The organism is Candidatus Izemoplasmatales bacterium (assembly GCA_041649275.1).
Taxonomy (GTDB): Bacteria; Bacillota_I; Bacilli_A; order Izemoplasmatales; family Hujiaoplasmataceae; genus UBA12489.
Genome location: JBAZNL010000020.1, coordinates 12,347 through 27,582, shown reverse-complemented (window position 1 = coordinate 27,582; position 15,236 = coordinate 12,347). Strand labels below are relative to the sequence as shown.

Genomic DNA, 15,236 nt, shown 5'->3' with positions numbered 1-15,236 from the left:
ATCCAGAGCCTCAACGGCCGCTACATCACGGCCGAAGACGTCAATACGAATACGAAGGACATGGATTTCGTCGCGATGGAGACCGATCACGTCGTCGGCCTCGAGGGCAAATCCGGCAACCCGTCGCCGATCACCGCGCTCGGCGCATACCACGGCATCCGCGCCGCGATCAAGTTCGCGTTCGGCGACGACGACGTCTCCAAGCGCACGTTCGCCGTCCAGGGCGCCGGCCAGACCGGATACTACCTGATCAACTATCTCGTCGAGAACAAGGCGAAGAAGATCTACTTCTCCGAAATCAACCCGAAGCACATCGAACGCATGAAGAAGGAGCATCCCGAGGTCGAATACGTCAAGCCCGAGAACTTCTTCGAGTGCGACGTCGACGTTATCAGCCCCTGCGCCCTCGGCGCGGTCCTGAACGACGACACGATCCCGAAGATCAAGGCGAAGGTGATCGCCGGCACGGCGAACAACGTTCTCCTCGACGAAGACCGCCACGGCAACATGATCAAGGACAAGGGCATCCTCTACGCCCCCGACTTCGTGATCAACGCCGGCGGCGTCATCAACGTCTTCAACGAGCTCGGCACCTACAACCGCGACAAGGTCGTCCGCGACGTCGAGAAGATCTACGACCGTCTGATCGACATCTTCACGATCGCCCGCGACGAGAACATCCATACCCAGGAAGCCGCCAAGCGCTTCGCCAAGAAGCGCATGGAGACGATCGGCCGCGTCCGCGCCAACTACGTCCCGCGCTGAGATGCGCCGGCTGACGTTCCTCTGCGGGTATTTCGGCAGCGGCAAGTCGGAGGTCGCGGTCAATCTCGCGATCCGGCGCCGGGTCGGCTATCTCGTCGACCTCGACATCGTCAATCCGTACTTCCGCAGCCGCGAAGCGGACAAACCGCTTCGCGACGCCGGCGTGAACGTCGTCTCCTCGCCCCTCAAGGATGCGATCTACGCCGACATGCCCTACCTGTCGAAAGACGTCTTCAAGCCGTTCTACGACAAGGAATCGACGGCGATCTTCGACCTCGGCGGCAACGACCTCGGCGCGACCCTGCTCCGGCAGTTCCGCGACCTCGCCGCCGCCGAGCCCGTCGACCTGTTCCTGGTCGTGAACGTGTACCGCGACGACACTTCCACGCCGGATTCCCTGATCGCCCTCATCGGCGCGATCGAGGATGCCGGCGGCATCAGGGTCACCGGCCTCGTCAACAACGCCAACCTGCTTCGGGACACCACGTACGAAGAAGTGGCGGCGGGCGAAGCCGTTTTGACCGCGGTCGCCGCCCGCACGGGCCTTCCCGTGGTCTTCACCGCGATTCCCGAAACGATCTACGACCCGGCCCGCAAGGTGTCCGGAGAACCTTTGCCCCTGAAACTCTATCTTCGCCAATCTTGGCTCTAGGAGGATTTCCATGCCGAAAGGAAGACTCACGTTCGAGTACGAACGCTGCAAGGGCTGCGGCCTGTGCGTCACCTTCTGCCCCGTCAAGATCCTGTATCAGGACAAGAACTGGATGAACAACCAGGGCTACAACCTGATCCGGATCACCGACGAGGACAAATGCATCGCCTGCGCCACCTGCGCGCTGATGTGCCCCGACTCGATCATCACCGTGGAGGTGCTGAAATAATGGCCAACAAAGTGCTCATGAAAGGCAACGAGGCGATCGCCCTCGCGGCCGTCAAGGGCGGTGTCGAAGCCTATTTCGGCTACCCCATCACCCCCCAGAACGAAGTCTCCGAATACCTCTCGAAGTACATGTTCGAGCAGGGACGCGTGTTCCTGCAGGCGGAATCGGAAGTCGCCGCGATCAACATGGTCTACGGCGCCGCGGCCTCCGGCGCCCGGGCGATGACGTCCTCGTCCTCGCCGGGCATCGCCCTCAAGCAGGAGGGCATCAGCTACCTCGCCGGTTCCGAACTGCCGGCCGTGATCGTCTCCGTCATGCGCGGCGGCCCCGGTCTCGGCGGCATCCAGCCGTCCCAGGGCGACTACTACCAGGCGACGCGCGGCGGCGGGAACGGCGACTACCACACGATCGTCTTCGCCCCCGAGTCGATCCAGGAGACCGTGGACGTGATCAAGGAAGCCTTCGACGTGGCCGACTACTACCGCAATCCGGTGATGATCCTCGTCGACGGCCTGATCGGCCAGATGATGGAAGCCGTCGACGTGAACAAGCCGACGACGAAGCGCTTCGTCCCGCCCAAGGACTGGGCGGCCGGCGGAATGGCCGGGCACCAGGGCCGGAACACGATCTGCTCGCTCTATCTCGACCCCTATGAGCTCGAGGCGCACAACCTGAAGCTCCAGAAGAAATACCAGCATGCGACCGCAAACGAGACCCGCTTCGAACTCGTGAACATGGACGACCCCGACTATGTCGTCGTCGCCTACGGCACGATGGCGCGCGTCGTCCGCTCCGCGATCGAGATCCTCGCGAAGAAGAAGCTGAACGTCGGGATGATCCGGCCGATCACCCTCTGGCCGTTCCCGAAGGCGCCCTTCAAGGCGATCAACCGCAACTGCAAGGGCATCCTCGTCTGCGAGATGAGCCTCGGACAGATGCTCGACGACGTCCGCATCATGAACAACGGCGCCCTGCCGGTCGCTTTCTTCGGACGCGCCGGCGGTGTCGTGCCCGAACCGGAGGAGGTCGCCGAGGCGATCCTCCACTTCGATGAGCGGAGGGTCGACTGATGGAAATCAAATACAGGAAGTCCAAGGGACTCACCGACAAGCCGCTGTCCTACTGCCCGGGTTGCACCCACGGCATCATCCACAAGCTCGTCGCCGAATCGCTTGAAGAGCTCGGCGTCCTCGACCGCACCGTCGGCGTCGCCTCCGTCGGCTGCTCGGTGTTCTCCTACGAATTCTTCAACTGCGACATGATCCAGTGTCCGCACGGCCGCGCCGCGGCCGTCGCCACCGGCATCAAGCGGACCCATCCCGACGACATCGTCTTCACCTACCAGGGCGACGGCGACCTCGCCTCGATCGGCATCGCCGAGACGATCCACGCCGCCAACCGCGGCGAGAACGTCACGATCATCTTCGTCAACAACGCGATCTACGGCATGACCGGCGGCCAGATGGCCCCGACCTCGCTGATCGGCCAGAAGACGACGACCTCGCCGATGGGCCGCGACGCCCATCTCCACGGCAACCCGATCCACATCTCCGAGATGTTCTCGCAGATCGAGGGCGTCGCCTACCTCGAGCGCTGCTCCGTCTACAACCCGCGCCAGGTGCGAAACGCGAAGAACGCGATCAAGAAGGCCTTCACCTATCAGAAGGAAGGCTGCGGCTTCACGATGGTCGAGATCCTCTCGACCTGCCCCGTCAACTGGGGAAAGACGCCCCAGGACGCGCTCAAGTGGGTCGAAGAAGAGATGACCAAGGTCTTCCCGATGAAGGTGTTCCGGGATGCGGGGGTGGAAAGCCATGAATGACGCCGTGAACGTGAAGGTCGCCGGCTTCGGCGGCCAGGGCGTGATGATGTTCGGGCAGATGCTCGCGTATTCGGCCACCGAGGAGGAGATGTACGCCCTCTGGGTCCCGTCCTACGGACCGGAGACCCGCGGCGGCACCGCCAACTGCTCGGTGATCGTCTCGAAGAAGCCGATCAACTCGCCCGTCTTCCAGAAGGCCGACCGTCTCGTCGCCTTCAACCTGCCGTCGCTCCAGAAGTTCAAAGACAAGGTCGTCCCGGGCGGCCTCGTGCTCTACAACTCCTCGCTCATCAAGGACGAGGTCGCGATCGAAGGCGTCACCGTCCTCGCCGTTCCGGCGAACGACGTCGCCCTCTCCCTCGGCAACGTCCAGGTCGCCAACATGGTGATGCTCGGCGCCTTCCTCGAGGCGACCGGAATGTTCATGGACGCGACCGTCGACCACATCCTCCAGAAGTTTCTCGGCGAGCGCAAGGCGCACCTGATGCCGATCAACCGGGATGCGATCGCCGCCGGCCGCGGGCTCGCGAAAGGCGGGGCGATGCCCCATGCTTGAGAAGGTCTCGGACCTGTTCCGCCTGACCGAGGGACTCCGTCCGTACCGTCTCGCGGTCGTCTGCGCCCACGACGAGTTCGTCGTCGACGCCGTCGCGATGGCGGCGGAACGCGGCCTTGTCGAACCGATCCTGATCGGCCGGCTCGCCGAGATCGCCGAACTGGCCTGCCGCTTCAAGATGAAGAAACCGTTTGAGATCGTCGACAAGCCCGATGACGAATCCGCCGTCCGCCACGGCATCGACCTCGTGAACAGGGGCGAGGCCGACATCCTGATGAAGGGACTCGTCGACACGAAGGTCCTCCTCAAGGGCGTCGTGAACAGCGAGTGGGGGATCAAGGACGCACCGCTCCTCTCGCACGTCGGGATCGTCTCCGTTCCGCTCGTCGACCGCGTCCTGTTCGCCACCGACGGCGCGATGAACATCGCCCCCTCCGTCGCCGAGAAGACGCTTCTGATCGAGAACGCGGTGAAGCTCGCCCGCACCCTCGGCTACGACCGCCCGAAGGTCGGACTCGTGTCCGCCGTCGAGAAGGTCAATCCCAAGATCGCGTCGACCCTCGACGCCGACGAGGTGAAGAAGACCTTCGCCCTCCGCGGCGACTGCGGCTTCGACGTCGACGGACCGTTCGCGATCGACAACCTCGTCTCCGCCGATTCGGTCCGACACAAGGGTCTTTCAGGCCCCGTGGCCGGCCGGGCCGACATCCTCGTGTTCCCCAACCTCGACGGCGGAAACGTCTTCTATAAGACGGCCGTCTTCCTCGCCGGCGCGGAAGCCGCCGGCCTCGTGATCGGCGCGCGCGTGCCGATCGTGCTCACGAGCCGGGCGGACGCCCCGGAAACGAAACTCCATTCGATCGCGCTCGCGGTGGTGTACGGACATGGACTATCTGATTCTCGTCATTAACCCCGGCTCGACCTCGACGAAGGTCGCCGTCTTCATCAACGACAAGCTCATCCAGGAGCACGTCCTGAAGCACGACGCGGAGACGCTCAAGCAGTTTCCGACGGTCGCCCACCAGAAGGACTTCCGGAAGCAGATCATCCTCGACTTCCTCGCCGAGCACCGCTACACGCCCGAAAACATCGACGTCTTCGTCGGCCGCGGGGGGATGCTGAAACCGCTGAGGAACAGCGGCACCTACCTCGTCACGAAGACGATGGTCGACGACCTTTCCGTCGGCCGCTACGGCTATCATGCCAGCAACCTCGGCGCGATGATCGCCTATGAGCTCGCCGAACCGCTCAACCGTCCGGCCTACATCGTGAACCCGGTCGTGATCGACGAGATGGAGGACATCGCCCGCGTCTCCGGCCTGTCCGGGATCGAGCGAGTCTCGATCTTCCACGCCCTCAACCACAAGGCGATCGCCAAGCGCCACGCCAAGGTCGTCGGCCGCGACTACGAGGACCTGACGATGATCATCGCCCATCTCGGCGGCGGGATCTCCGTCGGTCTGCACGACCACGGCCGCGTCGTCGACGTGAACAACGCCCTCGGCGGCACCGGCCCGTTCTCGCCGGAGCGCGCCGGCACGGTCCCGACCTATCCGCTCGTGGACATGTGCTATTCCGGCAGGTACGCGATCGGCGACGTCAAGAAGATGCTTGCGGGCCAGGGCGGACTCGTCTCCTATCTCGGGACCTCGAACGGTCTTGAGATCAAGCGCCGCATCGAGGCGGGCGACGAGACCGCGCGGTTCTATCTCGACGCGATGGCCTATCAGGTCGCCAAGGAGATCGGCTCGCTCTACTTCGTCGCCGGCGGAAAGGTCGACGCGATCATCCTCACCGGCGGCCTCGCGTACAACCCGATGTTCGTCGACATGATCAAGGCCCGCGTCCAGCCGATCTTCCCGGTCACCGTCTATCCCGGCGAGGACGAGATGCGCGCGCTCGCCGAAGGGACCCTGCGCGTCCTCACCAAACAGGAGAAGCTGCAGGTCTACCGCTGAATCGAGAGGGGAACTGATCCGTTCCCCTTTTTCATTCTTCGAAACGTGTGTATAATGGGAGTGAGGACGGGAGGGATCGCGATGATCGAGATCGGCGAAGCCCTGGCGCTGGCCAGGCAGATGGACGAGGCGATTTCCGGGAAGACGGTCGCGGACGCGGCCTTTCTTTCCGCACCCCACAGATTCTGCTGGATCGGGATGGATCCCGCGGCGGCGGCCGATCGTCTGCGCGGACGGACCGTCGAGCGCGTCCAGGCGGTCGGCGGCCGCGTCGTCGTCCGCTGTTCGGGCGGACAGAACGTCGCGATCGGCGAGGACGTGACGGTGCGCTACTGCGACCCGCGCCTCGAGAAGACGCAGATGCTCCTGTCGTTTGCGGACGGGACGAACCTGACCGCCCGCGTCAAGCTCTACGGCTACCTGTCGGTCGGCGGCGAGGACGAGCTGCGCGCGAATCCCTATTACGTCGCGCACGCGGACGGAATCGCGCCGCTTTCCCCCGACTTCACGGTCGAACGCTTCGCCCGGACGGCAACGGAGAACCCGCGCCTGTCGGTGAAGGCCCTGCTCGCGACCGGACAAAGGATCCCCGGCGTCGGGAACGGTACGATCCAGGACGTCCTCTGGACCGCCCGCCTCCGCCCCGAGACCCGGGTGTCCGCGCTTCGGGAAGAAGAGATCCTCCGCCTCTACGAAGCGCTCGTCGGGACGACGCGCGCGATCGCCGCGGCCGGCGGACGCGCCTCCTTCGTCGACCTCCATGGAAACCACGGCCTCTACGCCGAACGTACGCGTCGCCCCGACGGACGCTGTCCGGCGTGCGGGACGACGATCGTCGAGAAGGCCTTTCTCGGCGGGAAGGTGCGCTACTGCCCGGCGTGCCAGGAGGACAGGCGATGAGGATCATGACCTTCAATCTCCGGATCGCCCTCGAAAGCGACGGAAAGAACGCCTGGGAGAAGCGTCTCCCGCTTCTGAAGGAATATCTCGGAAGGATCCGCGTGCCGATCCTCTGCACGCAGGAACTCGATCCGGCGATGACGCGGGACCTGCTCGACGTCACGCCCTTCTACCGCGCGGTCGGTTCCCCCCGCGACACCGGCCGGGGCGAGGGGACGCCGATCCTCTATGACCCGAGGAAAACGAAGCTGGTGCGCGATACGACCCGCTGGCTGTCCGACACCCCCGGGATTCCCTCGACCCTCCCCGGCAGTTTCTTTCCGCGGATCGCGGTCGAAGCTGTCTTCGAAACGCCGCAAGGAAAGGTCATCCGGGTCGTTTCCACCCATTTCGACTACGGCGACGTCGCGGTGCGGCGCCGCCAGGCGGAGATCCTCCTCGGGCTCCTCGACGCGACCGATCCGAAGCGGGTCCTGCCGACCGTCGTCGCAGGCGATTTCAACGCCGGACCCGACGAACCGCTCCATGCCCTCTTCGACTCCGCCGGCTTCCGCCCCGCGATCCCGCTTTCGGCGTCGCCAACCACCTTTCACGCCTTCGGGCATGTTGCGGCGGCGATCGACTACGTCTACGGGAGAAACCTGTCCTTCACGTCCGCGACCGTTCCACAGGAACGGCCGGAAGGGCGCTTCCTCTCCGATCACGACCCGATCCTGGTGGCGGTGCGCCTGCGCTGATGGCTCTTGAGCCCCCTTAGGGGGCTTTTCCATGAAGAAGGAGACAAACGCGGCGGAAAGTGAAATTTCTGTGAAATCGCAGCGTGCGGTTCTTGACCGCACTGAAAAAAGTGATATAATGATGTTAGCACTTTAGATAAGAGAGTGCCAACTACTATTCAGAAGGAGTAAGGAAATCCATGTTGAGACCACTGCATGACAACGTCGTTCTGAAGAAGGAAAAGAACGAGAAGAAGACCGCGAGCGGCATCATCCTGTCCGCCGAGGCGAAGGAAGCCCCGAGCTACGCGACGATCGTCGCCGTCGGACCGGGCGCCGTCGTCGACGGGAAGCTCGTGCCCCCGACCGTGAAGGCCGGCGAGCGCGCGGTGTTCAAGAAGTATTCGACCACCGAGGTCAAGATCGAGGAAGAGGAGTACCTGCTCATCGCCGAGAAGGACATCCTCGCCATCGTCGAGTAAGGGAGGAAGGAACCATGCCGAAGGAAATCCGCTATTCCAAGGACGTCCGCGACGCGATGCTGAGAGGCGTCGACACGCTCGCCGACGCCGTCCGCATCACGCTCGGCCCGAAAGGCCGCAACGTCGTCCTCGACAAGGGCTATGGCTCGCCGCAGATCGTCAACGACGGCGTCACGATCGCCCGCGAGATCGAACTCAAGGACGCGTTCGAGAACATGGGCGCGAAACTCGTCTACGAGGCCGCGAACAAGACCAACGACGTCGCCGGCGACGGCACCACGACCGCAACCCTGCTCACCCAGGCGATGATCCATCGCGGCATCGCCGCCGTCGAGCGCGGCGCCAACCCGGTCCGGATGCGCGAGGGCATCGAGCACGCCGCGAAGGAGATCTCCGCCCGCCTGCTTTCCCGTTCCCATCAGATCGCCTCGAACGAGGATATCGCCTCGGTCGCGACCGTCAGTTCGGGCAGCGACGAGATCGGGAAGATCATCGCAGAAGCGATGGCCAAGGTCGGGAAGGACGGCGTCATCTCCGTCGACGACTCGAAGGGCGTCGAGACCTACCTCGAGGTCGTCGAGGGCATGCAGTACGACAAGGGCTACATGTCGCCCTACATGGTCACCGACCGCGAGAAGATGGAAGTCGTCCTCGAGAACGCCAACATCCTCGTCACCGACCAGAAGATCACCACCGTGAAGGACGTCCTGCCGCTCCTCGAGCAGGTCGTGCAGATGTCGAAGCCGCTCCTCATCGTCGCCGACGACATCGAGAACGAAGTCCTCAGCACGCTCATCGTGAACAAGCTGCGCGGCACCTTCAACGTCGTCGCCACCAAGGCTCCCGGCTTCGGCGACAACCAGAAGGAGATCCTCGCCGACATCGCGATGATGACGGGCGCGACCTTCGTCGCCAAGGACCTCGGGATGGAGATCAAGGACGTCACCGTCGAAGCCCTCGGAATGGCGAAGAAGATCGTCGTCACGAAGGACGCCACGACCCTGATCGACGGTGTCGGAAACAGGGAACAGATCGCCGTCCGCGTCCAGCAGATCAAGAAGCAGATGGAGCTCTCGACCTCCGAGTACGACAGGAAGAAGTTCGCCGAACGGCTCGCCAAGCTTTCGAACGGCGTCGCCGTCGTCAAGGTCGGCGCCACCACCGAGACCGAGCTCAAGGAGAAGAAGCTGAAGATCGAGGACGCCCTGAACGCCACCAAGGCGGCGGTCGCCGAAGGCATCGTCGTGGGCGGCGGCGCGGTCCTCGTCGAGATTCACAACGAACTCAAGAAAGTCCTGAAATCGCCCGAGAACGACGTCCAGAAGGGCATCAACGTGGTCCTCGAATCGCTCACCGCCCCAGTCGCGCAGATCGCCGAGAATGCCGGCTACGACGCCGTCGAGATCGTCGAGAAGCAGAAGGCCGCGAAACCGAACTATGGCTTCAACGCCCTCACCGGCGAGTGGGTCGACATGTTCAAGGCCGGCATCGTCGACCCGACCAAGGTCACGCGCAGCGCCGTCCTGAACGCCGCCTCGATCTCCGCCCTCTTCATCACCACCGAGGCGGGCGTCGCGATCCTGAAGGAAGAGAAGCCCGCGCCGGCGATGCCGTCGCCCGACATGTATTGAGAATCCCCCAGGCAAGGACGAAAGTCCTTGCTTTTTTTGTGTCCGAAAGCCCGGAATTGCTTTGACCTTTCCCGGATCCTGAATTATAATAGGTCTGTCGCCGGACGACGGCGGACATCCAAAAATCCCACAGGCGAGGTACATCCATGAGAATCGGAATCATCGGACCGATCGGTTCGGGCAAGTCGCTTCTGTCCCGCAAGCTATCCCAGTACTACAACTGCACGCTGGTCATGGAGCCGGTCGAGAAGAACGAGTATCTCCCCTATTTCTACCAGGACAAGGAGACGTTCGCGATGCTTTCGCAGAACGCCTTCTACAGCGCCCTCTTCCTGCTCATGTGGAAGACGAAGGGGCAGGAGAACGTCGTCTGCGACTCGACGCTGTTCTCCAACCTCGTCTTCACCGAACTGCTCCGCCTCGACGGGACGATGACGGCGATGGAGGTCGCGCTCACCTACGCGATCGCCGACGAGCATCTGAAGCGCCTTCCCGACGTCGACGTCCACATCGTCCTCGTCCGGCCGATCCCGCAGCTCTTCGAGAACGTCCGCAAGCGCGGCCGCGAGATCGAGAAGAACCAGGAGGACTACCTGAACTACCACTACGCCAACTACTACGACGTCCTCCGCCGCATCTTCCGGAACTACCGCGTCCCCGAACAGAAGATCCTCTGGCTGCCGGTAAACGACATGAACAATCCCGTCGAGTTCAAGGAGATCGTCGCCAAGATCGAAGCGAAGTACGAAAGCCAGAAGCTGATGACCAGATAAGCAAAGCGTCGACCGCACGGTCGACGCTTTGTTCTTATCGGGGAAGGGGATGGGTTCGGAACCACGCGACCGTGTCGCGGACGGTGACGGAAAAGGGGATCGGGTCGGGCACGAGATCGCGCCGCATGCGGGCGTTGTCGTAGTCGTAGTTCTCCTCGAGGGCGTCGATCATGACGTTCGAGAAACCCTTCATGAAGAGACCGCCGAGGCGGGCGAGCGCGACCGGGACGCGGAGCACCGGGACCTTCCGTCCCTCCGCGGCGAAGAGCGCCTCGTAGAGCTGGCGGACGGTGACGTTGTGGGCGGCGAGGATGCAGGAGCCGGAATAGCGTTCGACGGCCGCACGGCGGATCGCCGCCGCGACGTCGCGGACGTCGATGAAGTTGTAGCCGCCCCGGATGCAGAAGGCGAACCGCATCGCGAAGGTGCGCGCGATCTCGCGACCCGCGGCCGAAGGCTTGTAGTCGTGGATCCCGATGACGGCCGACGGGTAGAGGATGCAGCCCTGGAGGGCTCCGGTCGAAAGCAGGCGGTGGACGTAGGCGGTCGCAAGCGCCTTCGAGCGCGCATAGGCGTTATGGAAAGAATCGGGGTCGAAGCGGTCCGGTTCGCGGATCGGACGCGGCGGTTCCGGCTTGGCGATCGCGTCCACGGAGGAGACGAAAACGAGCCGTACCCCGCGGGCGACGCAGAAGTCGGCGATCGTGCGGGTCCCGTCGTAGTTGATCCGGACGGTGTCTCCGCCGTGGCGGTTGGAGAGATCGATGAGGGCGGCGAGATGGACGAGAACGTCGCCGTCCCGGACGTGCGCGGCGAGAAAGTCGGCATCGAAGACGTCGCCGTAGACCTTCTCGACGGCCAGATCGGATAGCGCCGCGCCGTCGCGCCGAAGCAGCAGCCGGACGGGCTCTCCATGTTCGACGAACAGTCTTGCAAGATTGTTACCGATGTGCCCCGTGGCACCCGTAATCACGACCATCCGGACCCTCCGCGCGTCATGCATAGCACCATTATATCAAAATTCCGACGATATGTTATAATGGGATTTGACCAGTCATCGCCACGGAGGATCCCTATGGAGATCAGAGACATCGTCGCCGCCCAGCGCGCCCATTTCGAAACCGGCGCCACCCGCCCGCTTTCGTTCCGCATCGACGCCCTCAGGCGGCTCTACGCCGCAATCAGGAAACACGAACCGGCGATCGAGGCGGCGCTTGCGGCCGATCTCGGGAAACATCCCCACGAGGCCTACCTCACCGAGATCGGGATCGTCCTCGCCGAGATCACGCATACCCTCCGGCACCTGCGTCGCTGGAGTCGGCCGAAGCGCGTCCCGACGCCGCTTCCGCTGTTCTCGGCGAGCTCGCGGATCGTCCGCGAACCTTTCGGCGTGGTGCTCGTCATGTCGCCGTGGAACTATCCCTTCCAACTCGCCGTCGACCCGCTCGTCGGCGCGGTCGCCGGCGGAAACTGCGCCGTCGTCAAGCCCGGCTCCTATGCCCCCGAGACGGCGAAGGCGATCGCGGCGGTGATCGCCGAGGCGTTCTCCCCGGAGCACGTGACGACCGTCCTCGGCGGCCGCGAGGAGAATTCACGGCTGCTCGAAGAGAAGTTCGACTACATCTTCTTCACCGGCAGCCAGGCCGTCGGGAAGACGGTGATGACGGCCGCCGCGGCGCATCTCACTCCGGTCTCGCTCGAACTCGGCGGGAAGAGTCCATGCGTGCTCGCGCCGGACGCGGACCTGAAGCTCGCCGCCCGCCGGATCGCCTTCGGGAAGACGGTGAACGCCGGCCAGACCTGCGTCGCCCCCGACTACCTCCTGATCCGGGAGAAGGAGAAGCCGGCCTTCCTCGCCTACTACCGCGCCGCCCTCCAGGAGTTCTTCGGTGACGATCCGCTCACGAACTCCGAGTATCCGAAGATCGTGAACGCGAAGCACCACCAGCGCCTCCGCGGCCTGATGCAGGGGATGGACCAGGTGATCGGCGGCTCCTGGAGCGAGACCAGGATCGCGCCGACGGTGCTCGACGGCGTGACCGGGGCCGATCCCGTGATGCAGGAGGAGATCTTCGGCCCGATCCTGCCGTTGATCGACTACGAGACCGACGAGCAGGCGATCGCCTTCATCCGGAAGCGCGACCGGCCGCTCGCGTTCTACCTCTTCACCAAGGACCGGAGCCGCGAACGGCGCTACCTCGAGGAACTCAGTTTCGGCGGCGCAACCGTCAACGACACGCTGATGCACGTCGCCAGCGGCGAACTCGGCTTCGGCGGCGTCGGCGCCTCCGGCATGGGCGCCTACCACGGGATCCATTCGTACGAGACGTTCACCCACGCCAAGCCGATCCTGAAGCGCCACAACTGGGTCGACCTCGACGTCCGCTACCATCCCTATACGAAACGCAAGGGCGTCGTCACCCGGGCGATGCTCAAGTGACGGGAGGCAACCGACGATGAAGATCCTGATCATCTACGATACCGTCTTCGGGAACACCCAGAAGATCGCCGAGGCGATCGCCGACGGCTTCGCGGCGGCGAAGGCGGAATGCCGCCTCGTCCATGCGGGCGACGTCGCGGCCGACGACGTCGCCGCCGCCGACCTCGTGCTCGTCGGTTCGCCGACGCGCGCCTTCCAGGCTACCCCGACGACGATGAAGACCCTGAAGAATCCCGCCCTCCCGCTTTCCGGCAGGCGTTCGGCGGCGTTCGACACGCGCCTCGACCCGGCCGAGATCAGGTCCGGGTTCTTCCGCGGCGTCGTGAACACCTTCGGATTCGCGGCCGACAGGATCGAGAAGGCGCTTCAAAAGCGCGGCGCGGTCCTCATCGCGCCGGCGCAGGCGTTCTTCGTCATCGGCGACCAGGGCACCGTCCTCCGCAAGGGCGAGACCGACGGCGCCTTCGACTGGGCGCGGACGCTTCTCGCAGCTGCCGGGGGAAACTGAACGACCCATCGATGAACGGACCTTCACGGATGGAGGGCCGTTTTCATCTTCTCGTCATGAAAAGGGTTTCACGCGATTGCGCGGACTGTCTTTTCGTGATAAACTGATTCTGTTTTGAAACGGACAAACTGAATAGCGATCGCCAATATAATATGGATAATTCGGTTCCATAGTCTCTACCAGACGACCTAATCGTCTGACTATTGGTCTCATTTCTTCTGCGTCCGCACTCCGGGACGCGGATCATTTTGTTGGCGAGCGAAGGATTTTCTTCACTTGCTTTTTTTGTTTGTCCGGGACAAGACAAATTCGACACGGAGGGAAACAGAAGAAATGAAAAGCATCGCCAAGTTTTTCCGCCTCGCCGAAAATGGGACGACCTTCAAGCGGGAACTGGTGGCAGGAGCCACGACGTTCTTCGCGATGGTCTACATCATTTTCGTCAACCCGAACATCCTCGGCGCCACCGGCATGCCGAAGGAAGCGGTGTTCCTCGCGACGATCTTCGCGACCGTCATCGGCACGCTCGTCATGGCGCTCTTCGCCAACGTGCCCTACGCCCTCGCCCCCGGCATGGGCTTGAACGCGTTCTTCACCTACACGGTGTGCTTCGCGCTCGGCTTCTCCTGGCAGGAGGCGCTTGCCCTGGTCTTCATCTGCGGCCTCATCAACATCGTGATCACCGTCACGAAGATCCGCAAGTCGATCATCAAGGCGATTCCGAAGTCGCTCCAGAACGCGATCGGCGGCGGCATCGGCATCTTCATCGCCTACATCGGCTTCCTCGACGTTGCCGCGATCAACTTCGGCGCCGGCGTCCCCGCCCTCTCGGCGATCGCCACCCCGGCGCTGATCCTCGCCTTCATCGGCATCCTCGTCACCGTCGTCCTGCTCGTCCTCAAGGTCCGCGGCGCGATCCTGATCGGCATCGTCGCCTCGACCCTGATCGGCATCCCGCTCGGCGTCACGAACCTCGCCGCGATCAGTTTCGACGACCTCGGCGCGCCCTTCGCCGCCTTCGGAACCACCTTCGGCGCCGCTTTCACCGGCCTCGGCACCCTCTTCGCGGACGTCTCCCGCCTGCCGATGGCGCTCTTCGCGATCTTCGCCTTCTCGCTCACCGACACCTTCGACACGATCGGCACCTTCATCGGCACCGGCCGCGCCTCGGGCATCTTCTCCGACGAGGACCTGACCGCGCTCGAGTCTGGCAAGGGCTTCGCCTCGAAGATGGACAAGGCGCTCTTCGCCGACTCGATCGCGACCTCCGTCGGCGCGATCCTCGGCACCTCGAACACGACGACCTACATCGAATCGGCCGCCGGCATCGAGGAAGGAGGACGCACCGGCCTCACCTCCGTCTTCACCGCGATCCTCTTCCTCCTCTGCATCCTCCTCTCCCCGGTCTTCGGCGTCGTCCCGACCGCCGCCACCGCCCCCGCGCTGATCGTCGTCGGCGTCATGATGGCCGGCAACCTGAAGGAGATCGAGTGGAACGACTTCGCAACGGCCGTCCCCGCCTTCTTCGCCGCCGTGATGATGGCCCTCACCTATTCGATCTCGATCGGCATCGCCTTCGGCTTCATCTTCTACGTCGTCATCAAGGCCGTCAAGGGTCAGATCAAGGAAGTCCATCCGATCCTGCTCGTCTCGGCGATCCTGTTCGTCGCCTACTTCGTCCTCACCGCCGTCACCGCCTGAGCATCCGGCATCATCGAACGGCCGCGCCGAAAACGCGGCCGTTTTTTCTTCGGGCGCTTCCCGAACGGTCGTCTTCGTCCTATAATGGGAGTATCGGATCCGA

General features: G+C 63.7%; 17 protein-coding genes and 1 riboswitch. Of the genes, 16 read left to right on the top strand and 1 reads right to left on the bottom strand.

Annotation, left to right across the window (positions count from 1 at the left end; genetic code table 11):
• From WC509_08320 to WC509_08260, 13 genes are all read left to right on the top strand, one after another.
• Positions 1-765: Glu/Leu/Phe/Val dehydrogenase family protein (locus WC509_08320; GenBank protein ID MFA5007448.1), on the top strand; the 765-nt coding region annotated here is incomplete at its 5' end.
• Position 766: 1 nt separating this feature from the next.
• A complete protein-coding gene (locus WC509_08315) occupies positions 767-1,417 on the top strand; it encodes a hypothetical protein (GenBank protein MFA5007447.1) in 651 nt (216 codons plus the stop codon).
• 10 nt (positions 1,418-1,427) lie between these two features.
• Positions 1,428-1,646 (top strand): 4Fe-4S binding protein, encoded by a 219-nt coding sequence (locus tag WC509_08310; GenBank protein MFA5007446.1) that lies wholly within the window; start codon positions 1,428-1,430, stop codon positions 1,644-1,646.
• On the top strand, positions 1,646-2,716 hold the full coding sequence (vorB, locus tag WC509_08305; GenBank protein MFA5007445.1) for a 3-methyl-2-oxobutanoate dehydrogenase subunit VorB: 1,071 nt from the start codon (positions 1,646-1,648) through the stop codon (positions 2,714-2,716). The genes WC509_08310 and vorB overlap by 1 nt, the downstream gene beginning before the upstream one ends.
• Complete coding sequence (locus tag WC509_08300; GenBank protein MFA5007444.1) at positions 2,716-3,468, top strand: thiamine pyrophosphate-dependent enzyme; 753 nt, start codon at positions 2,716-2,718, stop codon at positions 3,466-3,468. The genes vorB and WC509_08300 overlap by 1 nt, the downstream gene beginning before the upstream one ends.
• Positions 3,461-4,024: a 2-oxoacid:acceptor oxidoreductase family protein gene (locus WC509_08295; protein ID MFA5007443.1), complete on the top strand. Its 564-nt coding sequence runs from the start codon at positions 3,461-3,463 to the stop codon at positions 4,022-4,024. Before WC509_08300 ends, WC509_08295 begins: the two co-directional genes overlap by 8 nt.
• The gene (locus tag WC509_08290; protein ID MFA5007442.1) at positions 4,017-4,934 is read left to right on the top strand and encodes a bifunctional enoyl-CoA hydratase/phosphate acetyltransferase; all 918 of its coding nucleotides are present in this window, start codon (positions 4,017-4,019) and stop codon (positions 4,932-4,934) included. The genes WC509_08295 and WC509_08290 overlap by 8 nt, the downstream gene beginning before the upstream one ends.
• A complete protein-coding gene (gene buk / locus WC509_08285; protein MFA5007441.1) occupies positions 4,909-5,982 on the top strand; it encodes a butyrate kinase in 1,074 nt (357 codons plus the stop codon). Before WC509_08290 ends, buk begins: the two co-directional genes overlap by 26 nt.
• 81 nt (positions 5,983-6,063) lie before the next feature.
• Positions 6,064-6,882, top strand: coding sequence for a hypothetical protein (locus WC509_08280; GenBank protein ID MFA5007440.1), 819 nt, complete (start codon positions 6,064-6,066; stop codon positions 6,880-6,882).
• On the top strand, positions 6,879-7,619 hold the full coding sequence (locus WC509_08275; protein MFA5007439.1) for an endonuclease/exonuclease/phosphatase family protein: 741 nt from the start codon (positions 6,879-6,881) through the stop codon (positions 7,617-7,619). Before WC509_08280 ends, WC509_08275 begins: the two co-directional genes overlap by 4 nt.
• Positions 7,620-7,798: 179 nt before the next feature.
• Positions 7,799-8,080: a co-chaperone GroES gene (locus WC509_08270; GenBank protein MFA5007438.1), complete on the top strand. Its 282-nt coding sequence runs from the start codon at positions 7,799-7,801 to the stop codon at positions 8,078-8,080.
• Positions 8,081-8,094: 14 nt separating this feature from the next.
• Entirely contained in the window at positions 8,095-9,711 is a 1,617-nt protein-coding gene (gene groL / locus WC509_08265) for a chaperonin GroEL (GenBank protein ID MFA5007437.1), read from the top strand.
• 146 nt (positions 9,712-9,857) lie between these two features.
• Positions 9,858-10,484 carry a deoxynucleoside kinase gene (locus WC509_08260; GenBank protein ID MFA5007436.1) on the top strand — a complete coding sequence of 209 codons (627 nt, stop codon included), beginning with the start codon at positions 9,858-9,860 and terminating at the stop codon, positions 10,482-10,484.
• 34 nt (positions 10,485-10,518) lie between these two features.
• Here the strand turns inward: WC509_08260 and WC509_08255 are convergent, their stop codons facing one another.
• Complete coding sequence (locus tag WC509_08255; protein ID MFA5007435.1) at positions 10,519-11,463, bottom strand: NAD-dependent epimerase/dehydratase family protein; 945 nt, start codon at positions 11,461-11,463, stop codon at positions 10,519-10,521.
• A 96-nt stretch (positions 11,464-11,559) separates the two neighbouring features.
• On the opposite strand from WC509_08255, the gene WC509_08250 reads away from it, so the two are divergent.
• The 3 genes from WC509_08250 (at position 11,560) to WC509_08240 (ending at position 15,133) form a co-directional block, all read left to right on the top strand.
• Positions 11,560-12,924: an aldehyde dehydrogenase gene (locus WC509_08250; GenBank protein ID MFA5007434.1), complete on the top strand. Its 1,365-nt coding sequence runs from the start codon at positions 11,560-11,562 to the stop codon at positions 12,922-12,924.
• Positions 12,925-12,940: 16 nt separating this feature from the next.
• Entirely contained in the window at positions 12,941-13,432 is a 492-nt protein-coding gene (locus WC509_08245) for a flavodoxin domain-containing protein (protein MFA5007433.1), read from the top strand.
• Between the two features lie 123 nt (positions 13,433-13,555).
• A riboswitch (purine riboswitch) is annotated at positions 13,556-13,655 on the top strand.
• Positions 13,656-13,765: 110 nt separating this feature from the next.
• Positions 13,766-15,133, top strand: coding sequence for an NCS2 family permease (locus WC509_08240; protein MFA5007432.1), 1,368 nt, complete (start codon positions 13,766-13,768; stop codon positions 15,131-15,133).
• The last annotated feature ends 103 nt before the right edge of the window (positions 15,134-15,236 follow it).